24 protein-coding genes are annotated in these 26,206 nt (G+C 62.9%); 17 read left to right on the top strand and 7 right to left on the bottom strand.

Annotated features, from left to right (window positions below):
• The first annotated feature begins 132 nt into the window (after positions 1–132).
• From AC3WLP_RS07985 to AC3WLP_RS07975, 3 genes are all read left to right on the top strand, one after another.
• Complete coding sequence (locus tag AC3WLP_RS07985; RefSeq protein WP_012051302.1) at positions 133–1,020, top strand: acyl-CoA dehydrogenase middle domain-containing protein; 888 nt, start codon at positions 133–135, stop codon at positions 1,018–1,020.
• 193 nt (positions 1,021–1,213) lie between these two features.
• A complete protein-coding gene (locus AC3WLP_RS07980; RefSeq protein ID WP_012051304.1) occupies positions 1,214–2,155 on the top strand; it encodes an AEC family transporter in 942 nt (313 codons plus the stop codon).
• Between the two features lie 56 nt (positions 2,156–2,211).
• On the top strand, positions 2,212–3,573 hold the full coding sequence (locus AC3WLP_RS07975) for an amino acid permease (protein ID WP_003255172.1): 1,362 nt from the start codon (positions 2,212–2,214) through the stop codon (positions 3,571–3,573).
• A gap of 143 nt (positions 3,574–3,716) precedes the next feature.
• Here AC3WLP_RS07975 and AC3WLP_RS07970 read toward each other — a convergent pair whose 3' ends face one another.
• From AC3WLP_RS07970 to gatC, 5 genes are all read right to left on the bottom strand, one after another.
• A complete protein-coding gene (locus tag AC3WLP_RS07970) occupies positions 3,717–4,760 on the bottom strand; it encodes a calcium/sodium antiporter (protein WP_012051306.1) in 1,044 nt (347 codons plus the stop codon).
• Positions 4,761–4,820: 60 nt separating this feature from the next.
• Positions 4,821–5,195 (bottom strand): septal ring lytic transglycosylase RlpA family protein, encoded by a 375-nt coding sequence (locus tag AC3WLP_RS07965; protein WP_003255170.1) that lies wholly within the window; start codon positions 5,193–5,195, stop codon positions 4,821–4,823.
• Between the two features lie 128 nt (positions 5,196–5,323).
• Positions 5,324–6,769 carry an Asp-tRNA(Asn)/Glu-tRNA(Gln) amidotransferase subunit GatB gene (gene gatB / locus AC3WLP_RS07960; RefSeq protein ID WP_003255169.1) on the bottom strand — a complete coding sequence of 482 codons (1,446 nt, stop codon included), beginning with the start codon at positions 6,767–6,769 and terminating at the stop codon, positions 5,324–5,326.
• 11 nt (positions 6,770–6,780) lie between these two features.
• Positions 6,781–8,232 carry an Asp-tRNA(Asn)/Glu-tRNA(Gln) amidotransferase subunit GatA gene (gatA, locus tag AC3WLP_RS07955; RefSeq protein WP_004574465.1) on the bottom strand — a complete coding sequence of 484 codons (1,452 nt, stop codon included), beginning with the start codon at positions 8,230–8,232 and terminating at the stop codon, positions 6,781–6,783.
• Positions 8,233–8,247: 15 nt separating this feature from the next.
• The gene (gene gatC, locus AC3WLP_RS07950; protein WP_003255165.1) at positions 8,248–8,535 is read right to left on the bottom strand and encodes an Asp-tRNA(Asn)/Glu-tRNA(Gln) amidotransferase subunit GatC; all 288 of its coding nucleotides are present in this window, start codon (positions 8,533–8,535) and stop codon (positions 8,248–8,250) included.
• A 205-nt stretch (positions 8,536–8,740) separates the two neighbouring features.
• Here gatC and mreB point away from each other — a divergent pair, with 205 nt between their 5' ends.
• From mreB to tldD, 8 genes are all read left to right on the top strand, one after another.
• Positions 8,741–9,778: a rod shape-determining protein MreB gene (gene mreB / locus AC3WLP_RS07945; protein ID WP_003255163.1), complete on the top strand. Its 1,038-nt coding sequence runs from the start codon at positions 8,741–8,743 to the stop codon at positions 9,776–9,778.
• 165 nt (positions 9,779–9,943) lie between these two features.
• Positions 9,944–10,996 (top strand): rod shape-determining protein MreC, encoded by a 1,053-nt coding sequence (gene mreC / locus AC3WLP_RS07940; protein ID WP_079732573.1) that lies wholly within the window; start codon positions 9,944–9,946, stop codon positions 10,994–10,996.
• Positions 10,996–11,484 carry a rod shape-determining protein MreD gene (mreD, locus tag AC3WLP_RS07935; RefSeq protein WP_003255161.1) on the top strand — a complete coding sequence of 163 codons (489 nt, stop codon included), beginning with the start codon at positions 10,996–10,998 and terminating at the stop codon, positions 11,482–11,484. The genes mreC and mreD overlap by 1 nt, the downstream gene beginning before the upstream one ends.
• A gap of 32 nt (positions 11,485–11,516) precedes the next feature.
• Positions 11,517–12,128 (top strand): Maf family protein, encoded by a 612-nt coding sequence (locus AC3WLP_RS07930; RefSeq protein ID WP_003255159.1) that lies wholly within the window; start codon positions 11,517–11,519, stop codon positions 12,126–12,128.
• A 54-nt stretch (positions 12,129–12,182) separates the two neighbouring features.
• Complete coding sequence (rng, locus tag AC3WLP_RS07925; protein ID WP_003255158.1) at positions 12,183–13,640, top strand: ribonuclease G; 1,458 nt, start codon at positions 12,183–12,185, stop codon at positions 13,638–13,640.
• Positions 13,641–13,722: 82 nt separating this feature from the next.
• A complete protein-coding gene (locus AC3WLP_RS07920) occupies positions 13,723–17,544 on the top strand; it encodes a YhdP family protein (RefSeq protein WP_088512975.1) in 3,822 nt (1,273 codons plus the stop codon).
• Between the two features lie 8 nt (positions 17,545–17,552).
• Positions 17,553–18,404, top strand: coding sequence for a carbon-nitrogen hydrolase family protein (locus tag AC3WLP_RS07915; protein ID WP_012051308.1), 852 nt, complete (start codon positions 17,553–17,555; stop codon positions 18,402–18,404).
• A 2-nt stretch (positions 18,405–18,406) separates the two neighbouring features.
• Complete coding sequence (gene tldD, locus AC3WLP_RS07910) at positions 18,407–19,846, top strand: metalloprotease TldD (protein ID WP_088512974.1); 1,440 nt, start codon at positions 18,407–18,409, stop codon at positions 19,844–19,846.
• A 57-nt stretch (positions 19,847–19,903) separates the two neighbouring features.
• Here the strand turns inward: tldD and yjgA are convergent, their stop codons facing one another.
• Entirely contained in the window at positions 19,904–20,425 is a 522-nt protein-coding gene (gene yjgA, locus AC3WLP_RS07905) for a ribosome biogenesis factor YjgA (protein ID WP_003255152.1), read from the bottom strand.
• A 109-nt stretch (positions 20,426–20,534) separates the two neighbouring features.
• Between yjgA and pmbA the strand changes: the two genes are divergently transcribed.
• The 6 genes from pmbA to AC3WLP_RS07875 all read left to right on the top strand — a co-directional run bounded on the left by pmbA (position 20,535) and on the right by AC3WLP_RS07875 (position 25,904).
• Entirely contained in the window at positions 20,535–21,881 is a 1,347-nt protein-coding gene (pmbA, locus tag AC3WLP_RS07900) for a metalloprotease PmbA (RefSeq protein ID WP_088512973.1), read from the top strand.
• Positions 21,882–22,126: 245 nt separating this feature from the next.
• Entirely contained in the window at positions 22,127–22,528 is a 402-nt protein-coding gene (locus tag AC3WLP_RS07895) for a hypothetical protein (RefSeq protein ID WP_012051310.1), read from the top strand.
• A complete protein-coding gene (locus AC3WLP_RS07890) occupies positions 22,521–23,897 on the top strand; it encodes a class II fumarate hydratase (protein WP_088512972.1) in 1,377 nt (458 codons plus the stop codon). The genes AC3WLP_RS07895 and AC3WLP_RS07890 overlap by 8 nt, the downstream gene beginning before the upstream one ends.
• A 27-nt stretch (positions 23,898–23,924) precedes the next feature.
• Positions 23,925–24,386, top strand: coding sequence for a DUF2753 family protein (locus AC3WLP_RS07885; RefSeq protein ID WP_019750558.1), 462 nt, complete (start codon positions 23,925–23,927; stop codon positions 24,384–24,386).
• Between the two features lies 1 nt (position 24,387).
• Entirely contained in the window at positions 24,388–24,999 is a 612-nt protein-coding gene (locus AC3WLP_RS07880) for a superoxide dismutase (protein ID WP_003255144.1), read from the top strand.
• Positions 25,000–25,010: 11 nt separating this feature from the next.
• Positions 25,011–25,904 carry a ZIP family metal transporter gene (locus AC3WLP_RS07875; protein WP_003255142.1) on the top strand — a complete coding sequence of 298 codons (894 nt, stop codon included), beginning with the start codon at positions 25,011–25,013 and terminating at the stop codon, positions 25,902–25,904.
• Positions 25,905–25,931: 27 nt separating this feature from the next.
• Here AC3WLP_RS07875 and AC3WLP_RS07870 read toward each other — a convergent pair whose 3' ends face one another.
• Complete coding sequence (locus AC3WLP_RS07870) at positions 25,932–26,204, bottom strand: HPr family phosphocarrier protein (RefSeq protein ID WP_003255140.1); 273 nt, start codon at positions 26,202–26,204, stop codon at positions 25,932–25,934.
• Positions 26,205–26,206: the final 2 nt, after the last annotated feature.

The following is a 26,206-nucleotide window of genomic DNA, read 5'->3' as shown; positions in this document are numbered from 1 at the left end:
GGTTGCGGCCGGTCGGCTTTGTTGTGCAAAGTCAGCCTAGGTAGACCCAGTGTCACCCCTGTGAATGTTTGGTGATGCTTGCGTGACACACCCTGAGCCTTAACTGAAAGCCCTCCAGCAAGGAGCTGTTCCATGGCCTGGTTGCAACGACTCAACGATCCGCTTCGCCTCGCGCCGACAGGCACCCTGGGCGAAACCTACGCCGCGCTGCTTGAGCGCCTCGGCTCGGTTGCCCCGTTCGAATTGGCGGTACTGGGTGGACGTGCAATGGCCACCCCGGGCCTGGCCTTCCTGGTGGGTTACCAGGCTGCCCTTCGCGTGCTGTGGCCCAGTGCGCCGCACAGCCTTGGCGCCTTGTGTGCTACCGAGCGGCGCAGCGTGCGGCCGGCAGACATGCACACACGGCTGGACGCTCTGCGGCTGTCGGGCTGCAAAGACTTCGTTACCGCAGGCCTGGAGGCGGAGTGGTTGCTGGTGGCGGCGCGTAGCGAAGCGGCTGGCGCGGCGCCGCAACTGAGCCTGGCGGTGGTTTACCCCGGGGAGCCTGGCGTGACACTGGAGCCATTGCCGACCCTGCCGCTGATGCCGGAAGTCGGGCACGGCCGACTGCTGCTGGAGCAGGCATCGTGCGAGTTGCTGGCCGGTGACGGCTGGGATGCCTACGTGAAGCCGTTCCGTTCGCTGGAGGATTTGTATGTGCTCACGGCGCTGACCGCCTGGTTGTATGGCGTTGGGCAGGAGTGCGCCTGGCCGCAGGGGCTTCGCCTGCAGTTGCTTGGGCTGTTGGCCGGCTGCGCCGAGGGTAGCCGGCAGTGTGCCGATAGCATGGGTTGTCACTTGTTGCTGGGCGGGTTGTTTGCACAGTTCCAGGCATTGCGGGGGGAGATCGATGCGGCGTTGGCGACAGGGCCGGGGCATTGGGCGCACATCTGGCAGCGTGACCAAGGGGTGATGGCGCTGGCGGCGTCGGCACGGGAGAAGCGGCTGAACAAGGCGTGGGTTGCTGCGGGTTTGTCATGAATGGCTGACAGGTTTGTGTGAACCGATGAGCCGCGGCGTGGTACCTGTGGTGGCGGGGTTAGGTGCAAAGCGGCCGGTACTGGCAGCAGAAAACCTGAAAGACATGTCCTTTTATCGCGCTTGATCCCCGCAAATCCCAGCCGTTGACGTATCATTGGTCGCCTGACGGCAACCCCTCCAGGATCGCTTGCGCATGCTCGCCCTTCTTATCCAGACCCTGAACATCACGGCACCGGTTTTCGCCATGCTGTTCATGGGCGTCCTGCTCAAACGCATTCACTTGATCGACGACAACTTCAACCGCGTCGCCTCGCAGCTGGTATTCAACGTCTGCATGCCGGCGCTGCTCTTCCTCGGCATCTACCACGCCGACCTGGCCGCAGCGGTCAAGCCCGGTGTCATCCTGTATTTCATCGTCGCCACCTTGGTCGGTTTCGCCATTGCCTGGGGCATGGCCATCTGGCGCAGCCCGATGGCCGACCGAGGCATCTATACCCAGGGCGCCTTCCGCGGCAACAACGGTGTGATCGGCCTGGCCCTGGCCGCCAGCCTGTACGGTGACTATGGCATATCCCTGGGGGCGGTGCTCGCAGGCCTGGTCATCCTCATGTACAACTCGCTGTCAGCGGTGGTACTGGCGGTGTACAGCCCGGACCTCAAGTCCGACCCGTGGAGCATCTGCAAGAGCATTTTCAGCAACCCGCTGATCATCAGCGTGCTGGTGGCCGCGCCGATGGCTTACGGCCAGGTGCCGCTGCCCAACTGGCTACTGACCTCGGGCGACTACCTGGCACAGATGACCCTGCCGCTGGCGCTGATCTGTATCGGTGGCACGCTGTCGCTGGCAGCGCTGCGTAACTGTGGCCGGCTGGCCATCGATGCCAGCCTCGTGAAAATGCTCTGGCTGCCGCTGCTCGGCACCCTTGGGGCCTGGTTGTGCGGGTTTCGCGGGGCGGAGCTGGGCATCCTGTTCCTGTACATAGGCAGCCCGACCGCTGCGGCCAGCTACGTGATGGCGCGGGCGGCCAACGGCAATCATGAACTGGCCGCGTCGATCATCGTGATTACCACGCTAATGGCGGCGATCACCACCAACATTGGTATTTTCATCTTGCAGTGGGGCGGATGGATCTAGATCCTTGACTGCAAATAACAGCAACAACACTGCCTCACTGAGCTAAAGGACACTTCATGCAAGACCAGAGCACGCCCGAGCGGTTACAGCGCGGGCTGAAGAATCGCCATATCCAGCTGATCGCGCTGGGCGGGGCCATCGGTACCGGGTTGTTCCTGGGCATTGCCCAGACCATCCAGTTGGCCGGCCCCTCCGTGTTGCTGGGCTACGCCATCGCCGGCCTGATGGCCTTCCTGATCATGCGCCAGCTGGGCGAAATGGTGGTGGAAGAGCCGGTTGCCGGCAGCTTCAGCCACTTCGCCCACCAATACTGGAGCGAGTTCGCCGGCTTTGTCTCAGGCTGGAATTACTGGGTGGTGTACGTGCTGGTCGGCATGGCAGAGCTGACGGCGGTCGGTATATACGTGCAGTACTGGTGGCCGGACTTCCCCACCTGGGCCACGGCGGCGATCTTCTTCGTGGTGATCAACCTGATCAACCTGACCCAGGTGAAGGTCTATGGCGAGATGGAGTTCTGGTTCGCCCTGGTCAAGGTAGTAGCCATCGTCAGCATGATCGGCTTTGGTGCCTGGTTGCTGGGCAGCGGTCATGGTGGCCCGGATGCCAGCGTGGCCAACCTGTGGCAGTACGGCGGCTTCTTCCCTAACGGCGTCACGGGTCTGGTAATGGCCCTGGCGGTGATCATGTTCTCGTTCGGTGGCCTGGAGTTGGTCGGCATCACGGCTGCCGAGGCTGACAACCCGCGCGAGAGCATCCCCAAGGCCACCAACCAGGTGGTGTACCGCATCCTGATTTTCTACATCGGTGCCTTGGCAGTGCTGTTGTCGCTGTACCCGTGGCAGAAGGTGGTGCAGGGCGGCAGCCCGTTCGTGATGATCTTCCACGAACTGGACAGCGACCTGGTGGCGACCATCCTCAATATCGTGGTGCTGACGGCTGCGCTCTCGGTGTACAACAGCTGTGTGTACGCCAATAGCCGTATGCTGTTCGGCCTGGCCAGCCAGGGCGATGCGCCGCGTCAGTTGCTGAAGGTGAGCCGTAGCGGCGTGCCGCTGACCGCGCTGGCCGTGTCGGCCTTTGCGACCGGCCTGTGCGTGCTGATCAATTACCTGATGCCGGGCGGGGCCTTTGGCTTGCTGATGGCGTTGGCAGTGTCCGCGTTGGTGATCAACTGGGCGAGCATCAGCATTACCCACCTCAAATTCCGCAAGGCCAAGCTGGCCGCCGGGATCACCCCCTTCTACAAAAGCCTGGGGCACCCACTGACCAACTACCTGTGCCTGGCGTTCATCGTGCTGATCCTGGTGGTGATGTACCTGACGCCGCCGATTCGAATCTCGGTAATGCTGATCCCGGCATGGATCGCTGTGCTGTGGGTGGCCTTCAAGCTGAAGAAGGCTCGCCAGGCCAAGGGCTGATCGGGTTTGTTCGTAAGGGGCATGCCGTTAGGTTTTCGGCGCCTGTGAGATCGAGCGCCGCCCGCGCGGCGCTCGATCTCACAGGCGATGAAAGCCTGAAGGCATGCGTCTGGCGGCCCTGACGCGTGCCCCTTCCATGCCCCTCAATGCTGCCTCCGCCAGGCACGCACAGTGGTGTACAGCAACACCGCAGCGAGCACCGGCAGTACATAGAACAGCATCAATCGCTCCAGGCGGCCAGCCAGCGGCATACCCATGGTAAAAGCCGCCACATGAAGGCCGTAGGCCAGGTACAGGCAAAGAAACACCAGGCCTTCGGCGCGAGTGATGCGGTAACCGGAATAGAACACTGGCAGGCTCAGGACAGCAACGCCGAGCATTACAGGCAGATCGAAAGACAGCGCGTTAGGCGAGATCGACAGGGGTTCCGGGGTGATCAGTGCGGTCAGGCCCAGTACGGCCAGCAGGTTGAACAGGTTGCTGCCGATCACCGTGCCCACGGCGATCTCCCGTTCGCCACGCAAGGCGGCGATCAGCGCAGCGGCCAGTTCCGGCATGGAGGTGCAGATGGCGACGACCGTCAGGCCGATAATACGCTCGGACAGGCCCAGGTCGGTGGCCATCTCGATGGCAGCTTCCAGTAGCAAGTGGCCCGCCAGGCTCAGCAGGCCAAGGCCGACCAGTATCTGCAGCAGCGTACCTGACCAGAAGCGCCCGGCACCGGACCTGGCGGCGTCCGGGGCCGGGTAGGTGCGTGCGTAATGGCGCGACTGATGCCAGAGCATTGCCAGGTAACCGGCCAGCCCCAGCAATAGCAGTGCCCCTTCAACCCTGCCCAGGTGGGCATTGGCGGACAGTGCATACACCAGCCCGCTGGCAAGGATCATCAAGGGAATGTCCAGGCGCACCAGCTGGCGTGACACCCGCAGCGGGATGATCAGCGCGGCCAGGCCGAGAATGACCAGTACATTGAAGATGTTGCTACCGATCACGCTGCCTACTGCCACATCCGGCGCACCCTGGTAGGCGGCCTGCAGGCTTACGGTCAATTGTGGCGCGGTACTGCCGAAGGCCACCAGGCTCAGGCCTATGATCAGCGGGCGAACGTGCAGGCGCTGCGCCAGGCGCAAGGCGGAGCGCACCAATAGCTCGGCGCCACCGATCAGCAACAACAGGGCAACGCCCATTTGCAGCAGGCTAAAAGTGGGAAGGGTGGCCAGGTCGAAAATGGTCGGACTCCTGTCGCGTCAGTCGCTAAGCCCTTGTACGCGCACGCGCGCTGTTCCGCTACGGAGCATACCGATTTTTTCTGCTGCTGCGCGAGACAGGTCGATCAGGCGGCCGCGGGTGTGCGGGCCACGGTCGTTGATGCGTACCACCACACTGCGCTGGTTGGCCATGTTGGTCACCCGTACACGTGTGCCGAAGGGCAGGCTGCGGTGCGCGGCAGTAAGGCCGTGCTGGTTGAACGGTTCGCCACTGGCGGTGCGTTTGCCATGGTGGCGCGAGCCGTAGTAGGAAGCGGTGCCCGTCTGGTCGTAGCCGCGCGGGTCGATGTCATGGCTAGCGCAGCCGGCCAGGAAAGAAAACAGGGCGAGGGTGCCGAGGGAACGTTTTAGCAAGTCAGGTGCTCTCCGGTGCGACCATTCGCGGGTAAACCCGCTCCTACAGGGAAAACGCTGGTTTGTGTAGGAGCGGCTTCAGCCGCGAACGAGGGCGAAGCCCTCGCAGCATTACAGGGGTAAAACCATCACCCTTCGAGCTTGGCCTTGAGCAATTGGTTCACCTGCCCCGGGTTGGCCTTGCCTTTGGAAGCTTTCATGGCCTGACCGACGAAGAAGCCGAACATCTTGCCGCGCTTGGCCTCATCGGCTGCGCGATATTGTTCGACCTGCTCGGCATTGGCTGCCAGCATTTCGTCGAGCATCTTGTCGATCGCACCCGTATCGGTAACCTGTTTCAGGCCTTTGCTCTCGATGATGCTGTCGGCATCGCCTTCACCGGCGGCCATGGCCTCGAACACGGTCTTGGCAATCTTGCCGCTGATGGTGTTGTCACGAATGCGCAGCAGCATGCCGCCCAGTTGCGCAGCGCTGACCGGCGCCTGATCGATTTCGACACCCAGCTTGTTCAGCAGGCTACCCAGTTCGACCATGACCCAGTTGGCCGCCAGCTTGGCATCACCACCGATCTTCACCACTTCTTCGAAGTAGTCAGCCTGTTCGCGGCTGGAAGCCAACACGTTGGCGTCGTAGGCCGACAGACCGTACTGAGTCTGGAAGCGCTCGACCTTCTGTGGCGGCAGCTCCGGCAGGCCGGCGCGAATGGTTTCGAGGAAGCTGTCCTCGATGACCACCGGCAGCAGGTCGGGGTCGGGGAAGTAACGGTAGTCGTTAGCTTCCTCTTTGCTGCGCATGGAGCGGGTTTCGTCCTTGTTCGGGTCGTACAGGCGTGTTTCCTGCACGACTTTGCCACCGTCTTCGATCAGGTCGATCTGGCGCTGGATTTCGCTGTTGATCGCGCGCTCGATAAAACGGAACGAGTTGACGTTCTTGATTTCGCAGCGAGTGCCGAACTCGGTCTGGCCTTTCGGGCGGATCGATACGTTGCAGTCGCAGCGCAGCGAACCTTCGGCCATGTTGCCGTCGCAGATGCCCAGGTAGCGCACCAGCGCGTGGATTGCCTTGACGTAAGCCACGGCTTCCTTGGCGCTGCGCATGTCAGGCTCGGAGACGATTTCCAGCAGCGGGGTGCCGGCACGGTTCAGGTCGATGCCGGTGGAGCCGCTGAAGTCTTCGTGCAGGCTCTTGCCGGCGTCTTCTTCCAGGTGCGCGCGGGTTACGCCGATGCGCTTGATGGTGCCGTCTTCCAGCGCGATGTCCAGGTGGCCCTTGCCGACGATCGGCAGGTCCATCTGGCTGATCTGGTAGCCCTTGGGCAGGTCGGGGTAGAAGTAGTTCTTGCGTGCGAACACGTTGCGCTTGCCGATTTCGGCATCGATGGCCAGGCCGAACATGCACGCCATGCGCACGGCCTCCTCGTTCAGTACCGGCAGTACACCGGGCATGCCCAGGTCAACCAGACTGGCCTGAGTATTCGGCTCGGAGCCAAAGGTGGTAGCGCTGCCGGAGAAGATCTTCGACTGGGTGGCGAGCTGAGTGTGGATTTCCAGCCCGATCACAACTTCCCATTGCATGTGTGAATTCCTCAGAAGCCGTTGGGGGCGCGGGTATGCCAGTCGGTCACCTGTTGGTAGCGGTGCGCGACGTTGAGCAGGCGGCCTTCCTGGAAGTACGGCGCCAGCAGTTGCACGCCGACCGGCAGGCCGTCGACGAAGCCTGCTGGCATCGACAGGCCAGGCAGGCCCGCCAGGTTGGCGGTGATGGTGTAGACGTCTTCGAGATAGGCGGCAACCGGGTCGCTGCTCTTGGCGCCAAGCTTCCAGGCCGGGTTTGGCGTGGTCGGGCCGAGAATCAGGTCGACATCGTTGAAGGCGGCCATGAAGTCGTTCTTGATCAGGCGGCGGATTTGCTGCGCCTTCACGTAATAGGCGTCGTAGTAGCCGGCCGACAGGGCGTAGGTACCGACCATGATGCGGCGCTGTACTTCAACGCCGAACCCTTCGCCGCGTGAGCGCTTGTACAGGTCGGTGAGGTCTTTGGGCTCTTCACAGCGGTAGCCGAAGCGTACGCCGTCGAAACGCGACAGGTTGGAAGAGGCTTCAGCCGGGGCGATCACGTAGTAGGCCGGAATGGCATGCTGCATGTTCGGCAGGCTGATTTCCTTGACCACTGCGCCGAGCTTTTCCAGCTCTTTGACGCTGGCCTGGACCAGGTCGGCGATGCGTGGGTCTAGACCGGCACCGAAGTACTCTTTCGGCAGGCCGATGCGCAGGCCCTGCAGCGAAGCGTTCAGGCTGGCGCTGTAGTCCGGCACCGGTTCTTCGATGCTGGTGGAGTCCTTGGCGTCGAAACCGGCCATACCTTGCAGCAGCAGCGCGCAGTCCTCGGCGGTGCGGGCCAGTGGGCCGCCCTGGTCGAGGCTGGAGGCGTAGGCGATCATGCCCCAGCGCGACACACGACCGTACGTCGGCTTGAGGCCGGTGAGGTTGGTCAGTGCCGCTGGCTGGCGGATCGAGCCGCCGGTGTCGGTGCCCGTGGTGGCGGGCAGCAGGCGCGCGGCCACAGCAGCGGCCGAACCACCGGACGACCCGCCCGGAACGTGCTCGAGGTTCCACGGGTTCTTCACCGCGCCGTAATGGCTGGATTCGTTGGCCGAACCCATGGCGAACTCGTCCATGTTGGTCTTGCCCAGGGTGACCATGCCGGCTTCGGCCAGCTTGGCGACCACGGTGGCGTCATAGGGCGCCTTGAAGTTGTCGAGCATCTTCGAGCCGCAGCTGGTGCGTACGCCGTTGGTGCAGAACAGGTCTTTGTGGGCGATCGGTGCACCCAGCAGCGCGCCGGTTTCGCCAGCGGCGCGACGGGCATCGGCGGCACGCGCCTGAGCCAGGGCCAGGTCGTCGGTGATGCTGATGAAGCTGTTGATCTGCGGGTCGAGCTGTTTGATGCGCGCCAGCAGGGCGCCGGTCAGCTCTTCGGAAGAAAACGATTTGTCGGCGAGTCCGCGGGCGATCTCGGCCAGGGTCAATTGATGCATGGCAGGCTCTATCCCTTACTCGATGACTTTGGGAACCAGGTACAGACCGCTTTCGGTCGACGGCGCGATGGCCTGGTAGGCATCGCGCTGGTTGCTTTCGGTGACTTGGTCAGGACGCAGGCGCTGGCTGGCCTCCAGCGGGTGGGCCAGGGGCTCGATGCCAGTGGTATCGACCGCTTGCATCTGGTCGACCAGGCCGAGAATGCTGTTCAGGGCGTCGGTAATGCGTGGCAGTTCGCCATCATTCAGGCCCAGGCGGGCCAGATGGGCGATCTTTTCCACGTCGCAGCGTTCAAGCGCCATGAGGATCTCCAAGGGAAACAAAGAACGGAATTTGGGTCCGCGGTGAGGAACATGTCAGCTTTCTGGCGGTCTAACGGCCGCGAAATTCTGCTGGCGTGCTCGGAAAAACAGCCAATTTAACATATTGGCTCCTTGCCCAAAATCCCTGCCATTGTTAGAGTTTGCCGCACTTTTTTACCCACGCTTTCCCCAGGGTCACTTTCCCATGTTCAAGAAACTGCGTGGCATGTTTTCCAGCGATCTTTCTATCGACCTGGGTACTGCCAACACCCTTATTTACGTGCGTGAGCGCGGTATCGTCCTGAATGAGCCCTCGGTTGTTGCCATCCGTACCCATGGCAACCAGAAAAGCGTTGTCGCCGTCGGTACCGAAGCCAAACGCATGCTGGGCCGTACGCCTGGCAACATTGCAGCCATTCGTCCGATGAAGGACGGCGTCATCGCCGACTTCAGCGTCTGCGAAAAAATGTTGCAATATTTTATCAACAAGGTTCACGAGAACAGCTTCCTGCAGCCGAGCCCGCGCGTGCTGATCTGCGTGCCGTGCAAGTCTACCCAGGTCGAGCGCCGCGCCATCCGCGAGTCGGCCCTCGGTGCGGGTGCCCGTGAAGTGTTCCTGATCGAAGAGCCAATGGCCGCTGCCATCGGTGCCGGCCTGCCGGTTGAAGAGGCCCGCGGTTCGATGGTCGTCGATATCGGTGGCGGTACCACTGAAATCGCCCTGATCTCGCTGAACGGCGTGGTCTATGCCGAGTCCGTCCGCGTTGGCGGTGACCGCTTCGACGAAGCCATCGTGACCTACGTGCGCCGCAACTACGGCAGCTTGATCGGCGAATCCACCGCCGAACGTATCAAGCAGGAAATCGGTACTGCCTACCCAGGTGGCGAAGTACGTGAAGTCGACGTGCGTGGTCGTAACCTGGCCGAAGGTGTACCGCGTGCCTTCACCCTGAACTCCAACGAAGTGCTCGAAGCGCTGCAGGAATCGCTGGCGACCATCGTCCAGGCGGTCAAGAGCGCCCTCGAGCAATCGCCGCCGGAGCTTGCCTCGGACATCGCCGAGCGCGGCCTGGTGCTGACCGGTGGTGGTGCGCTGCTGCGTGACCTCGACAAACTGCTGGCCCAGGAAACCGGCCTGCCGGTGATCGTCGCCGAGGACCCGCTGACCTGCGTCGCCCGTGGCGGCGGTCGCGCCCTGGAGATGATGGACAAGCACGCGATGGACCTGCTCTCCAGCGAGTGATCCCGCTCGCTGTTCACGAGCGCCCGGTTTACAGGTAGTACGTACAGTGCTACCTGTATGCGCTGGGCTGGCGCCCGTTTGGGCGCCGTATCCGTCAACCCGCAACCAGGCTGGTGCGTTGTTCCATGTCCAATGACCTCCTGAGTCGTCCACGAGGAACGGCCCATTAAACCGCTTTTCTCCAAGGGCCCTTCGCTGGGCGTTCGCCTGCTCGTTCTGGTGGTGATGTCGGTCGCGTTGATGGTTGTCGACGCGCGCTTCGACGTGCTCAAACCCGTGCGCAGCCAGATGGGCCTGGTGCTGATGGAGTCGTACTGGATCACCGATTTGCCACAGCGTGCCTGGCAAGGTGTGGCCGGCCAGTTCGGTAGCCGCACCGAGCTGATTGCCGAAAACGAGAAGCTCAAGACCGAAGCCCTGCTGCTGCAGGGGCGCCTGCAGAAGCTGGCGGCCCTGACCGAGCAGAACGTGCGGCTGCGCGAGCTGCTCAATTCTTCGGCGCTGGTCAACGAAAAGGTTGAAGTGGCCGAGCTGATCGGTGTCGACCCCAACCCGTTTACCCACCGCATTCTGATCAACAAGGGTGAGCGTGATGGTGTGTTCCTGGGCCAGCCGGTGCTCGATGCCCGCGGCCTGATGGGCCAGGTCGTAGAGTTGATGCCCTATACCGCGCGGGTGCTGTTGCTGACCGATACCACCCACAGCATTCCGGTGCAGGTCAACCGCAACGGTCTGCGAGCCATCGCCAGCGGCACTGGCAACCCGGAGCGCCTGGAGTTGCGCCATGTGGCCGACACTGCCGACATCAAGGAAGGCGACCTGCTGGTCAGTTCCGGCATGGGGCAGCGCTTTCCTGCCGGCTACCCGGTGGCCACAGTCAACGAAGTGATCCACGATTCCGGCCAGCCCTTTGCCATCGTCCGTGCCATCCCCACCGCCGCGCTCAACCGCAGCCGCTACATGTTGCTGGTGTTCAGTGACCGGCGTAGCCCGGAGCAGCGTGCCACCGATGCCGCCATTGCCCAGGAAGAGGCTGACCGAAAGGGGGCTGCACCTGCTGGCCAGCCGGCCGCTACCCGTGATCAGGTCGCACCCGCCGCTGGCACGCCTGCCGCGTCGGTCACACCGGCAGCACCGGCCACTCCGGTCGCGCAGCCAGCAGCCCCGTCTGCTGCACCTGCCACGCCGGCCGCACCCGCTCAACCCCGGAGGCAATGATGGCTGCATCACGCCGCAATAACGGCTGGGTCATCTGGCTTACGTTCGCCATCGGCCTGCTGCTCAGCGTTTCCCCCATGCCGCAGTTCATGGAAGTGTTCCGGCCCATGTGGCTGGCCTTGCTGGTGTCGTTCTGGACCCTTGCCGTGCCGAACAAGGTCGGCATGACCACGGCATTCGTGCTGGGCCTTGCCGAGGACGTGCTGTATGGCACGCTGCTGGGGCAGAATGCGCTGGTCCTTACCCTCATCACCTTCTTGGTGCTGTCCCTGCAGCAGCGTCTGCGCATGTTCCCCATGTGGCAGCAAAGCCTGGTCATTCTGGTGATCTTTGGTATCGCCCAGTTGATCCAGCTGTGGCTCAGTGCACTGACCGGCAACCGCCTGCCCACCCTGGCGCTGGTCTGGTCGGCGGTGATCAGCGCCTTGCTCTGGCCGTGGATCAGCTTTGCCTTGCGCGACCTGCGTCGACGCTTGCACATCAACTGACGGCAACGCGCCACTGACAGGGAGATGTCTGCATGACCCCGCTATACCTGGCTTCAGGCTCGCCCCGGCGTCGTGAACTGCTGACGCAGATCGGCGTGCCGTTCATTGTCATCAGTGCCCCCATCGATGAATCTCCGCTACCCAGCGAAAGCGCCCCTGCCTACGTCGAACGCCTGGCCCGGGCAAAGGCCGCCGCCGGCCTGGCCCGTGTCGACGGCCCGGCTGTAGTGCTCGGCGCAGACACTGCCGTGGTGCTCGATGGTCGTATTCTCGGCAAACCGGAAAACCGTGAAGATGCCTTGGCCATGCTGGCTGACCTGTCAGGCCGCGAGCATCAGGTGCTGACCGCTGTCGCCCTGGACGATGGCCAGCGTGTGCACAGTTTTTGCGTGACCAGCACAGTGCGCTTTCGCGCCATCAGCACCGATGAAGCGCAACGCTATTGGGCCAGCGGTGAGCCAGCTGACAAGGCTGGCGGCTATGCCGTCCAGGGGCTGGGTGCGGTCTTCGTCACCGGTCTTTCCGGCAGCTATTCGGCGGTGGTCGGCTTGCCGCTCTGTGAAACGGCCGATTTGCTTGGCCAGTTCGGCATCGCCTGCTGGCAATCGCTCGCGCATACGCCAGAGGTAACAAACCCGCAGTAGCCAGCAGTGCATACGCCATCCATCATTAGAAAGAACCTTTGACGAGAGCCTGCCATGAGTGAAGAGATCCTGATCAACATCACCCCGATGGAGTCACGTGTGGCGGTGGTGGAAAACGGGGTGCTGCAGGAAGTGCATGTCGAGCGCACCCAGCGCCGTGGCATCGTCGGCAATATCTACAAGGGCAAGGTGGTGCGTGTGCTGCCAGGCATGCAGGCGGCCTTCGTCGACATCGGCCTCGAGCGCGCAGCGTTTATCCATGCCTCGGAAATCTCCCAGCGCGAAGGCTCGGCGGTAGAGAACATCACCGCACTGGTACATGAAGGCCAGGCCCTGGTGGTGCAGGTGACCAAGGACCCGATCGGCACCAAGGGGGCGCGCCTGACCACCCAGCTATCGATCCCGTCGCGCTACCTGGTGTACATGCCACGCAGCAGTCATGTTGGTATTTCGCTGAAAATCGAGGACGAGGCCGAGCGTGAGCGCCTCAAGCAAGTGGTCAGCGACTGCATGGACAGCGAGAACATCAAGGATGCCGGCGGCTTCATCTTGCGCACCGCCGCCGAAGGCGCGCGTGCCGAGGAGATCTTGCAGGACATCCGTTACCTGCGCCGCCTGTGGGAGCAGATCGGCACCCAGATCAAGACCTGCGGCGCGCCCACGGTCATTTACGAAGACCTTGGTCTGGCCCTGCGTACCCTGCGCGACCTGGTCAATCCGAAGATCGAGAAGATCCGCATCGACTCGCGGGAAACCTTCCAGAAGACCACGCAGTTCGTTGGCGAGTTGATGCCGGAAATTGCCGACCGCCTCGAACATTACCCCGGCGAGCGCCCCATCTTTGACCTGTACGGTGTCGAAGACGAGATTCAGCGGGCTCTGGAGCGCAAGGTGCCGTTGAAGTCCGGCGGTTACCTGGTGGTCGACCCGGCCGAAGCGATGACCACCATCGACGTCAACACCGGGGCTTTCGTCGGCCATCGCAACCTCGAAGAAACCATCTTCAAGACCAACCTCGAGGCCGCTACCGCCATCGCCCGGCAACTGCGCCTGCGCAACATTGGCGGCATCATCATCATCGACTTCATCGACATGGAAGACGAAGATCACCAGCGTCAGGTACTGCGTACCCTGGAAAAACAGCTGGAGCGCGATCACGCCAAGACCAACATCATCGGCATCACCGAGTTGGGCCTGGTGCAGATGACCCGCAAGCGTACGCGGGAAAGCCTGGAACAGGTGCTTTGCGAGCCGTGTCTGGCCTGTCAGGGCCGCGGCAAGCTGAAAACACCCGAGACCATCTGTTACGAAATATTCCGCGAGATCCTGCGTGAGGCCCGTGCCTATCAGGCTGAAGGCTACCGTGTGCTGGCCAACCAGAAGGTTGTCGACCGCCTGCTGGATGAAGAGTCAGGCAACGTGGCGGAACTGGAAGCCTTTATCGGTCGAACCATTCGCTTCCAGGTCGAGTCGATGTATTCGCAGGAACAATACGACGTGGTGCTGCTCTGAGGTCTTCTGAAATACGCCACTGCATCGTCGTGCTGGCAAAACCGGCACGACGGGCCATCATGGATAAACGACTTGGAGGGCCATGGCCATGGGACGTCTGAACCGCGTTCTTGTTGCTCTGACCCGCTGGGGGTTGGGCATATGTGCCCTGCTGGCAGTTTTGGTGGCGCTGTATGTCAGCCTTGGTCGTGAACTGGTGCCGCTGGTAGCCGAGTACCGTGCCGACGTAGAAAGCAAGGCCGAGCAGGCGCTGGGCATGCCCGTGCATGTCGGTGCCCTGGAAGGGCACTGGAGCGGACTGGCCCCTGTGCTGCGGGTGCGCGACCTGCAATTGGGCGAAGGCACCAAGGCGCTCCGGCTGGACGACGTCATGGTGGTGCCCGACATCTGGGCCAGCCTCACCGCCCGCGAAGTCCGCCTGGCGCGCATCCAGCTGGGCGGGCTGCAACTGATCCTTCGCGAGAACGAGCAGGGCGCCTGGAGCCTGGAAGGCCTGCCGAAGAAGGACGACGCGCCGCTGGACCCTGCCGACTTGCTGCAGCGCCTGCGCCAGCTGGGGCGCATCGATGTGTTCGACAGTCTGGTCACTCTGCACCCCTGGCAGCGCGACCCGCTGACCCTGACTTATGTGAGTGCCGGCCTGCAGGCCGGTGCCACCCGTCAGGCCTTGGATTTGCGTGCGACCCTGCCTGACGGCCAACCCCTGGCGTTGAGCCTGAACAGCCGTATGTCGGCCGACGCTTGGCGTGATGGCGAGGTAGAAGCCTATGTCAGCCTGCCGCAAAGTGACTGGGCACATTGGTTGCCGCCCAGGGTGTTGGGGCAGTGGCATGCTGACACCCTGCGGGCTGGCGGTGAGTTCTGGATCGGCTGGAGCAAGGGGCAGTTGCAACGGGCCGTCGTAAGGCTCAATGCACCCAGGCTGGAGGGGGCCTATGCCGGGCGCAAGGCTACCAACCTGAATAATCTGGCTTTGGGCGCCTGGTTCCAGCGCCGGGAGCAAGGCTTCGATGTGGTCGTCGACTCGTTGGCCATGGACCTCGGCAAGGCCCGCTGGGAGTCTCACCTGCAGTTGCAGCAGCGCCCTGGCCAGAACGCGGCCGATGAAAGCTGGCAGTTACAGGCCGACCGCCTCGACCTCACCCCGCTGACTCCGCTGATCGATGCCCTGGCCCCCCTGCCGGACAAGGTCAAGGATGTGGTCGATGGCTTGAAGGTGACCGGTGCGTTGCGCAATGTGCGCCTCGAGGCCAGGCCCAAGGCCGAGGGTGACCAGCGCCTGCAGTTCGCAGCCAACCTGGAGAAGGTAGGCTTCGATGCTTATCACAACGCCCCGGCGGCCGGTAACGTCAGTGGCAGCATCAGTGGTGACCTGGGCCACGGCGAGCTGCGCCTGGATACCGATGCGTTCATGCTGCATCTGTACCCGATCTTCGCCAAGCCCTGGCATTACCAGAAGGCGAATGCGCGCTTGACCTGGACCTTGGACAAAGACGGTTTCACCCTGATTGCGCCCTACCTCAAGGTGCTGGGCGAGGAGGGCAAGATCGCCGGTGACTTCCTGATTCGCCTGTTGTTCGAGGAAGGTCGCGAGGACTACATGGACCTGCGCGTCGGCCTGACCGAAGGCGATGGCCGCTATACTGCCAAGTATCTGCCCGAGGTGCTCAGCCCGGCCCTCGACGAGTGGCTGCGCAGCGCTATCGTCAAAGGCGCCGTGGATGAAGGCTACTTCCAGTATCAGGGCTCGCTGAACCATGGTGCAGCGCCGCAAGCGCGCAGCATCAGCCTGTTCTTCAAGGTGCATGATGCCGCCCTGGACTTCCAGCCCGGTTGGCCACAGGTGCAGCACGTCGATGGCGATGTGTTCATCGAGGACAGTGGCGTGCGCATCAAGGCCCAGCGAGGCGTGCTGCTTGACACCAAGGTCAGCGATGTGAATGTCGATATCCCGCATGTCGACGGTAATCAGCACAGCCACCTCTACCTGGATGGCGACTTCGACGGTAGCTTGGGTGATGGCCTGAAGATTCTCAAGGAAGCGCCAATCGGCACCGGTGAGATTTTCGCCGGCTGGGAAGGTGAGGGGCCGCTGAAGGGTAAGGTCAAGCTCGATATCCCGCTGGTCCGTGGGCAGCGCCCAAAAGTGCAGGTGGACTTCGCCACCCACGATGCGCGCCTGAAAGTGGCCCCGCCAAGCCTGGAGTTGAACCGCCTGAAGGGCGACTTCAGCTTCGACTTCGACAAGGGCCTGAGTGGCAAAGGCATCAGTCTGCAGGCCTTCGGCAAGCCGGTAACGGCGCAAATAACCGCTGAAGGTCAGGCTGGGCAGATGCAGACCCGCATCAATGCCAATGGCCAGGTATCGCTCAAGACGCTGACTGACTGGCTGCAGTTCAAGCAGGCCTTGCCGGCCTCCGGTGACCTCCCCTATCAGTTGCAGCTCAGTCTGGGGAGCCGGGACAACCGCCTGAGTGTCACTTCCAGCCTCAAGGGTCTGGCCATCGACCTGCCGGCTCCGTTCGGCAAAGCGGCAGCAGATACCCGTGACAGCCGTTTCAACATGAGCCTCCAGGGCCCGGAGCGGCAATTCGATGCTGCCTACGCCGACCTTGCCCGCTTTGCCTATGCTGCACCGGCTGAAACGTTGACTCAGGGCCGTGGCGAGCTAGTGCTGGGCACAGGCGACGCCCGGGTACCTGCCAGCCAGGGGCTGAGGGTGCGCGGGCGGCTGGAGACCCTGGACCTGGCCCCTTGGCAAGAGCAGGCGGGCCGGCTGGCTGGGGACGACCCCGGTGGCAGCGCGCGGCAGAACCTGCAAAGCGTCGACCTGAGCATCGGCCAGTTGAAAGCCTTCGGCATGGACCTGAACCAGGCCGTGGTACGCCTGGCCCGGGGCGGCCCGGCCTGGGATTTGCGCCTCGACAGCAAGGAAGTCATCGGTAATGCGCGCGTACCGGATGCCAAGGGCGCGCCCATGGTCGTGCGCATGCAGACCTTGCGGCTGCCTGCCGCCAGCGCCGCTGAACAGCAGGCTGAAGACGGCCCCGACCCGCTGGCCTCGTTCGATCCGCGCAAAGTCCCGGCACTGGACCTGAGCATCGACAAGCTCTATCGCGGTGACGATCTCTACGGCAGCGCCGCGATCAAGCTGCGGCCGACCCCACGTGGCGTCACAGCCAGTGATATCGACCTCGACCTCAAGGGGTTACGCATCGATGGCGGTGGTGGTTGGGAGGGTGAAACGGGCAAAACCAGCAGTTGGTACAAAGGGCGCCTTGACGGCAAGAACCTGGCGGATGTGCTCAGCGCCTGGGGCTTTGCCCCGACGGTGACCAGCCGCGACTTCCGCCTGGATGTGGATGGCCGCTGGCCGGGTTCGCCGGCCGCGGTGGGCCTGAAGCGCTTCTCGGGCAGCATGGATGCAGCACTGCGCACCGGCCAGTTCGTCGAGGTCGAAGGCAGCGCACAGGCGCTGCGGGTGTTCGGCCTGCTCAACTTCAACTCGATTGGCCGGCGCCTGCGTCTGGACTTTTCCGACCTGTTTGACAAGGGCCTGGCCTATGACCGGGTCAAGGGCTTGCTGGTGGCCAGCAGTGGCGTGTACGTGACCCGCGAACCGATTACCGTGACCGGCCCGTCGAGCAACTTCGAGCTCGACGGCACGCTGGACATGGTCAGCGACCGGGTCGATGCTGACTTGCAGGTGAGCCTGCCGGTGACCAACAACCTGCCGCTGGCGGCGTTGATCGTCGGCGCGCCGGCGGTGGGCGGTGCGCTGTTCCTGGTCGATCGGCTGATCGGTGACCGCGTGTCACGCTTTGCCAGCGTGCACTACCGTGTCGAAGGGCCGTGGAAAGAGCCTAGAATCACCTTTGTGAAACCTTTCGAGAAATCCCGCTAGGAGTACCCATGAAGGCAGCGGTAATCCAGATGGTCAGCCAGGACGACGTGCAGACCAACCTGCAGCGTGCCGGTGCCCTGTTGGAGCAGGCCGCATTGGGCGGCGCACGGTTGGCGGTGCTGCCGGAAAACTTTGCCGCCATGGGGCGCAAGGACGCTGCTGCCATCGGCCGTGCCGAAGCCTTGGGGGAAGGGCCCATTTTGCCGTGGTTGAAACGCACCGCCCGCGACCTCAAGTTATGGATTGTTGCCGGTACTTTGCCCTTGCCACCGTTCGGCCAGCCCGATGCCAAGGCCCATGCGTGCTCGCTGCTGGTCGATGAACACGGCGAGGTGGCGGCAAGGTATGACAAGCTGCACTTGTTTGATGTGGACGTGGCCGACAACCGGGGCCGTTACCGCGAGTCGGATGACTACGCGCAGGGTGCTCAGGTGGTGGTGGCTGATACGCCGGTCGGGCGGCTGGGGCTGAGCGTGTGTTACGACCTGCGCTTTCCCGAACTGTACAGCGCGCTGCGCGCTGCCGGCGCGGAGCTGATCACAGCGCCAGCAGCTTTTACCGCTGTGACCGGTGCAGCACATTGGGAGGTGCTGGTGCGTGCGCGGGCCATCGAAACCCAGTGTTACCTGCTGGCTGCGGCACAGGGCGGCGCCCATCCTGGCCCACGGGAAACCCATGGCCATGCGGCGATCGTCGACCCTTGGGGACGCATTCTCGCAGAACAGGCGCAAGGTGAAGCGGTACTGCTTGCCGAGCGCGACATTGAAGAACAAGCGTCCATTCGGGCGCGCATGCCGGTGGTATCGCACCGGCGCTTTTTTTCGCAGGGCGCGTTGCGACCTGCGCATACCTCGGAGTGACTATGAGCCAGATGTTATCCACCGTCAGTGAGCAGCTCCTGGGCCCAGGCGGCTTGACCCTGGACAGCCTGCAGAGCGTGCTGGGTGAGTTGGCTGGCCCCGGCATCGACGCCGCCGACCTGTATTTCCAGGGCCAGATCTCGGAAACCTGGGCGCTGGAAGACGGTATCGTCAAAGAGGGCAGCTTCAACCTCGACCAGGGCGTGGGCGTGCGTGCCCAGTCCGGCGAAAAAACCGGCTTCGCCTACAGCAACGCGATCAACCTTGAAGCGCTGACCTCGGCAGCCCGTGCCGCCCGTTCGATTTCCCGTGCCGGGCAAAACGGCACGGTGCAAGCCTTCCGCAGCCAGGAGGTGGCCGCTCTGTATACCGCGGACAACCCGCTGGACGTGCTCAGCCGTGCCGAAAAGGTCGAGCTGCTTAAGCGTGTCGATGCCGCCACCCGTGCCCTGGACCCGCGCATTCAGCAAGTCAGCGTGAGCATGGCCGGGGTCTGGGAACGCATTCTGATTGCCGCGGCCGATGGCAGCCTGGCTGCCGACGTACGCCCGCTGGTGCGCTTCAATGTCAGCGTCATCGTCGAGCAGAACGGCCGTCGTGAACGCGGTGGGCAGGGCGGTGGCGGGCGTACCGATTACCGCTACTTCACCGAAGAGCGGGTGATGGGCTATGCCCGCGAGGCCCTGCGCCAGGCCCTGGTGAATCTGGAAGCGATCCCGGCACCGGCCGGAACCTTGCCGGTAGTGCTGGGATCGGGCTGGTCGGGCGTGCTGTTGCACGAGGCCGTCGGCCATGGCCTGGAAGGCGACTTCAACCGCAAGGGCAGTTCGGCGTTCAGTGGCCGCATTGGCGAGAAAGTGGCGTCGAGCCTGTGCACCATCGTCGACGATGGCACCCTCGAAGGCCGCCGCGGCTCGTTGAGCGTGGATGACGAAGGCACCCCGACCGAATGCACCACGCTGATCGAGAATGGCGTGCTCAAGGGTTACATGCAGGACAAGCTGAACGCGCGCCTGATGGGCATGGCTGTGACCGGCAACGGCCGCCGTGAATCCTACGCGCACCTGCCGATGCCACGCATGACCAACACCTACATGCGAGCCGGCGAAAGCGACCCACAGGAGATTATTGCGTCGGTGAAGAAGGGTATCTACTGCGCCAACCTCGGTGGTGGGCAGGTGGATATCACCAGCGGCAAGTTCGTGTTCTCCACCAGTGAGGCCTACCTGATCGAAGACGGCAAGATTACCGCGCCAGTGAAGGGCGCAACCCTGATCGGCAATGGTCCCGAGGCGATGAGCCGGGTTTCGATGGTCGGTAACGACCTGGCACTGGACAGCGGAGTAGGGACGTGCGGCAAGGACGGGCAGTCGGTGCCGGTTGGGGTGGGGCAGCCTACCTTGAAACTGGATGCGATTACCGTGGGCGGTACCGGGGCTTGATGGCTTCGGGAGCCATTGTAGGAGCGGGCACGCCCGCTCCTACAAGGCCCCAGTCCGTCAGCGCAACCCGCGCTGCAACTCGTCGAGGTCGCGGATGTACTTGAACACCTTGCGCGCGGCGGCAGGCGGCTTGTTCCGCGCCTTCTCGTGCTGGGCATGGCGCACCAGCGAGCGCAGCTGCTGGCGGTCGGTGTCGGGGTACTCGTTGACGAAGCGCTCGAGGTCTTCGTCGTTACCGTCGATCAACCGGTCACGCCAGCGCTCCAGGCTGTGGAAACGTTCGTTGTACTGGCGAGTCGAGCTGTCCATCTGTTCGAGCAAGGCGTGGATGGCATCGAGGTCTTGCACGCGCATGAGCTTGCCGACGAACGACATGTGGCGTTTACGGGCGCCATGAGCAGTGTGCTTGCTGGCCTCGGCCAGTGCCTTGCGCAGCTCGTCGGTCAAAGGCAGGCGCGCCAAGGTATCGGCCTTGAGGGTGGTAAGCCGCTCGCCGAGTTCGACCAGCGCATGCAGTTCGCGCTTGATCTGGGTTTTGCTTTTTTCGCCGTCGAAGGCGTCGTCGTTTGAATCAACCATGGTGGCAGTCCGCTAGAAATCGCCGCCATGATAACCAGTCGGGGGCCGCTTGTCCGGCCCGGTCGTAGAATGACCCCAAGCCGTACGCAGAATTTGAGTGGAGAGAACCATGAGTGCAGTCCAGAGCGTAGGTCCGAAAGACCTGCCAGCATTGCAGGAACAGGTCGAGGCGATCATCGCCGAGGCGCGTCGGCAGGGGGCCAGTGCCTGCGAAGTGGCGGTGTCGCTGGAGCAAGGGCTGTCCACCACCGTGCGCCAGCGTGAGGTCGAAACGGTCGAGTTCAACCGCGACCAAGGCTTTGGTATCACCCTTTATGTTGGCCAGCGCAAAGGTTCGGCCAGCACCTCGGCCAGTGGACCGGAGGCGATTCGCGAGACCGTCGCCGCAGCGTTGGCAATTGCCAGGCATACCTCCGAGGATGAATGCTCGGGCTTGGCCGACGCTGCGCTGATGGCGCGTGAAATCCCGGATCTGGACCTGTACCACCACTGGGATATCGAGCCCGAGAAGGCCATCGAAATGGCCCTGGCCTGCGAGGCAGCGGCGTTCGACGCCGACCCGCGCATCCTCAACGCCGATGGCACCACCCTCAATACCCACCAAGGCTGCCGCGTGTATGGCAACAGCCATGGATTCATCGGTGGTTACGCCTCGACCCGGCACAGCCTGAGCTGCGTGATGATTGCCGAAGGCGACGGGCAGATGCAGCGTGACTACTGGTACGACGTGAACCGCCAGGGCAACCTGCTGGCCGACCCGAGCAGCATCGGCATGCGCGCTGCCCAGCGTGCCGCTAGCCGCCTTGGCGCCCGACCGGTGCCGACTTGCGAGGTACCGGTGCTGTTCTCGGCCGAATTGGCCGGTGGCCTGTTCGGCAGCTTCCTGTCGGCTATTTCCGGCGGCAACCTGTACCGCAAGTCGTCGTTCCTGGAGGGTACCATTGGCCAGCGCCTGTTCCCTTCCTGGCTGACCCTCGACGAACGCCCGCATATTCCGCGCGCGTTGGGCAGCGCCGCCTTCGACGGTGATGGCCTGGCCACCTATGCCAAACCGTTTGTCGACAAAGGCGAGCTGGTGTCGTACTTGCTGGGTACCTATTCGGGGCGCAAGCTGGGTTTGCCGAGTACGGCCAATTCGGGTGGTGTGCACAACCTGTTCGTCAGCCACGGTGTCGAAGATCAGGCCGCGCTGATTCGCCGCATGGGGCGCGGGCTGCTGGTGACCGAACTGATGGGGCATGGCTTGAACATGGTGACGGGGGACTATTCCCGTGGTGCGGCGGGGTTCTGGGTCGAGAATGGCGAGATTCAGCATGCCGTACAGGAAGTCACCATCGCCGGAAACATGAAGGACATGTTCCAACAGATTGTCGCGATTGGCAGCGATCTTGAAACCCGTAGCAATATTCATACGGGCTCGGTGTTGATCGAGCGGATGACCGTTGCTGGTAGCTGATCTTTAGCCTGCGCCGGCCCTAGCGCGGATCCATCCGCTCCTACACGGTGGTAGACGCACATCGGGGCGGGGACACAGGCCGTTGTAGGAGCGGGTTTACCCGCGAAGAGGCCTACACAGCACTACATCTTTCTCTGCAAATCCGAAGACCCGGCCCTCGCGCCGGGTTTTTATTTCATCACCTTTTTCTTGAAGTGATTCTATTTATCATTTAATAATGAATATCATTATCCAGTAACCCGGCGATGATGTTCATGAAATCCGTCCTCCGCGAACTGCCCTACCTGGAAAACTGGCGCTGGCTCAGCCGGCGCATTCGCTGTGCGCTCGACCCCGACGAGCCGCGCCTGATCGAGCATTACCTGGCCGAAGGCCGCTATCTGGTGTGCTGCACCGAAACCTCGCCATGGACGGTGGCGCTGACAGCGTTTCGCCTGCTGCTGGATACCGCCTGCGATCGCATGCTCCCCTGGCATTGGCGTTGTCTGTGCCTGGACCAGGCCTGGCGTCCTCTGCTGGACCTGCGCAACCTCGACCGCCAGGAACAGAACCAACGCTGGCAACCCTATGCCCTGCAGTTGGCCAATTGCCGTCTACTGCCTTCGATTTCTCCCGATGAACTGATGCAAGGATTTGATGATGAGTGATACCCGTATCGAGCGTGACAGCATGGGTGACCTGCAGGTGCCGGCCCAGGCCCTCTACGGCGCCCAGACCCAGCGCGCGGTCGACAACTTCCCGATCAGCGGCCAACGTATGCCGGCCCAGTTCATTCGTGCCTTGTTGTTGGCCAAGGCCGCTGCGGCCAAGGCCAACGTCGAACTGGAGCAACTGTCTGCCGGGCGGGGCCAGGCTATCGTCAAGGCTGTCGAGCAATTGCTGGCCGAGGACTTCATCCAGCACTTCCCGGTGGATGTGTTCCAGACAGGCTCTGGCACCAGTTCGAACATGAACGCCAATGAGGTGATCGCCACCTTGGCTACCCATGTACTGGGTGAGGCGGTCAACGCCAATGACCACGTCAACTGTGGCCAGAGCAGCAATGACATCATTCCGACCACCATCCACGTCAGCGCCGCGCTGGCCCTGCACGAGCAGTTGCTGCCAGCCCTGGCGCACCTGGTACAGGTGATCGAGGTCAAGTCGGCACAAGTACATCAATTCGTGAAGACCGGTCGTACTCACCTGATGGACGCGATGCCCGTGCGTATGAGTCAGGTGCTGGATGGCTGGGCAGCGCAAATCAATGCTGCCAAGGCGCACATCGAAGGTGTGCTGCCGCGCTTGCAGGCGCTGGCCCAGGGCGGAACCGCCGTGGGTACCGGCATCAATGCCCATCCGCAGTTCGCTGTCGGTTTCGCTCGCCAGCTCAGTGGCCTGACCAAGATCGAGTTCACGCCCGGCCAGAACCTGTTCGCACTGATCGGCTCGCAGGACACTGCCGTGGCGTTGTCTGGCCAGCTCAAGACCACCGCGGTGGCGTTGATGAAAATCGCCAACGATCTGCGCTGGATGAACTCCGGCCCGCTGGCCGGTCTGGGCGAAATCGAGCTGCAAGCTCTGCAGCCGGGCTCTTCGATCATGCCAGGCAAGGTCAACCCGGTGATCCCGGAGGCCACTGCCATGGTCGCCGCCCAAGTGATTGGCAACGACGCGACCATCGCCGTCGCAGGCCAAGCCGGTAACTTCGAGCTGAACGTGATGCTGCCGGTGATCGCCCGCAACCTGCTGGAAAGCATCGAGCTGATGGCCAATGTCAGCCGCTTGCTGGCCGACAAAGCCATCGCCAGCTTCAAGGTCAACGAAGACAAACTCAAGGAAGCGCTCGCGCGCAACCCGATTCTGGTCACGGCGTTGAATCCGATCATCGGCTACCTCAAGGCCGCCGAAATCGCCAAGACCGCCTACAAGCAGGGTCGTCCAATCATCGATGTGGCGCTGGAGCACACCGACCTGTCCCGCGACCAGCTTGAAGCGCTGCTGGACCCGGAAAAACTCACCGCCGGCGGTATCTGACACTGCGTCACCGCCCAGGAGACAACCATGCAGCACTGGAAACGCACCACGGAAACCGCCAACCGCCTATTCGAACAAGGCGAACTGGTGGACGCCCGGGAACACTACCTGCAAGCCTTGGCGTTGGCCCAGGTGCTGTTCGAGCGCTGGCATGACGTGGATGAAGCGGTGGCTGCATTCGTCATCGCCCACCACAACCTGGCTGACCTGCACCTGCGCCTTAACCAGCCGCATGAAAGTGCCGACTACCTGTGCGCGGCTCATCAGCGACTGCTGCAGGCCTGCCAGGAAGCGCGCCTGCCTCAGGCACTGCGTGATGCCGCCTTGCGCCACAGTGCGCGCACTTACACCGAGCTGCTGAGTTTCATTGCCGAGTATGGCCAGTACCCGCGTACCGAGCGCTTGCTCAACCGCCACAGCGCCGGGGCCAGCGAGCTCGCTGCCCAGCCGGATGTGGCACCCAGAACCCATGCCTACGGAATTCACTGACATGCCCCATACCTTGCCTGCATTGCCATACGCCTACGATGCGCTGGAACCACACATTGATGCCCAGACAATGGAAATCCACCACACCAAGCATCACCAGACCTACGTGAACGGCCTCAATGCCGCCCTCGAAGGTACCGAGTGGGCCGAATGGCCGGTGGAAAAACTGGTCGCTGCCGTCAAGCAACTGCCGGAGAACCTGCGTGGCGCTGTGACCAACCACGGCGGCGGTCACGCCAACCACAGCCTGTTCTGGACTGTCATGTCACCTCAGGGCGGTGGCGAGCCTGTGGGCCAGCTGGCGCAAGCCGTCACAGCACAACTTGGCGGCTTCGAGGCTTTCAAGGAGGCTTTCACCAAAGCCGCGTTGACCCGCTTCGGCAGCGGTTGGGCCTGGCTCAGCGTCACGCCGCAAAAAACGTTGGTGGTGGAGAGTAGCGGCAACCAGGACAGCCCGCTGATGCACGGCAATGCGCCGATCCTGGGCCTGGACGTGTGGGAGCACGCTTACTATCTCAAGTACCAGAACCGTCGTCCGGAATACATCGGTGCCTTCTACAACGTCATTGACTGGGTGGAAGTTGAACGTCGTTACCTTGAAGCCCTGAAGTGAGTCGGACCGGTATGCGCTCTGAGGTGATGTCTGTCAGCAGTGTGCGCCTGTTCCGCCTGGCGCTTGGGACTTTGCTTTTGCTGGCTGGCGCCGCGTTACTGGTGGCGCGGGGCCTCGCCTGGCTAGACCTCGACCCGCGCATGCTGCGCGCCCTGGAGGGCGGTGCTTTATGCGCGCTGGGTACGGCACTGGGCGCAGTACCGGTACTGGTCATTCGCAATATGCCCGTGGCGCTGGCGGATACGCTGCTGGGCTTCGGTGCTGGCGTGATGCTGGCGGCCACCGCGTTTTCCCTGATCATGCCGGGCCTGGCGGCGGCTCAGTCGATTGGCTTCAGCCCTTGGGGGGCAGGTGGCCTGGTCAGTTTTGGCCTGATGTTCGGGGCGTTGTGCCTGTTCCTGGTCGACCTCAAGGTATCCTGGGCTTCGCCGGAGGCGTTGGTGGGCACAGCAAACCAGCCGGTGATTGCGGCGCGCATCTGGCTGTTCGTGATTGCCATCATTGCCCACAACATCCCCGAAGGTATGGCCATTGGTGTGTCGGCCGGGGGAGGTATGGCCGACGCCGACAGCCTGGCCATGGGCATTGCCTTGCAGGATGTCCCTGAGGGGCTGGTGATCGCGCTGGTACTGGCAGGGGCGGGCATGCCGCGCTTCAAGGCCTTCCTGATCGGCGCAGCCTCAGGCTTGGTCGAGCCGGTGGCGGCGTTGATCTGTGCCTGGCTGGTGAATGTTGCCGAACTGCTGCTGCCGCTGGGGCTGGCCTGTGCAGCGGGGGCGATGTTGCTGGTGGTCACCCAGGAAATCATCCCCGAATCGCGCAGCAACGGCCATCATCGTCTGGCCAGCCTTGGGCTGTGTACAGGCTTCTGTCTGATGATGGTGATGGATACCGCGATGTCCTGATCTTGTGCAAGCGCAGGTTTGCGAGGCCTATTCGCCTTCGTCAAAGAAATTGTTGATCAGTTCGACCAGTGCATCCATGGCGTCGTTGTCCTGCTCACCCTCGGTATGCAGGTGCACCTGGGTGCCCTTGCCTGCGGCCAGCATCATCACCGCCATGATGCTCTTGCCATCTACCAGCTTGTCCGGGGCGCGACCCACCCGTACCTGGCAGGGGAAGCGGCCGGCCACACCGACGAACTTGGCTGCCGCCCGGGCATGCAGACCCAGCTTGTTGATGATGGTGATTTCGCGGGCGGGCATCT

This window comes from Pseudomonas sp. FW305-E2 (genome assembly GCF_058782925.1).
Note: the sequence above shows the minus strand (reverse complement) of the source record. Positions and strands in the feature narration are given on the sequence as shown.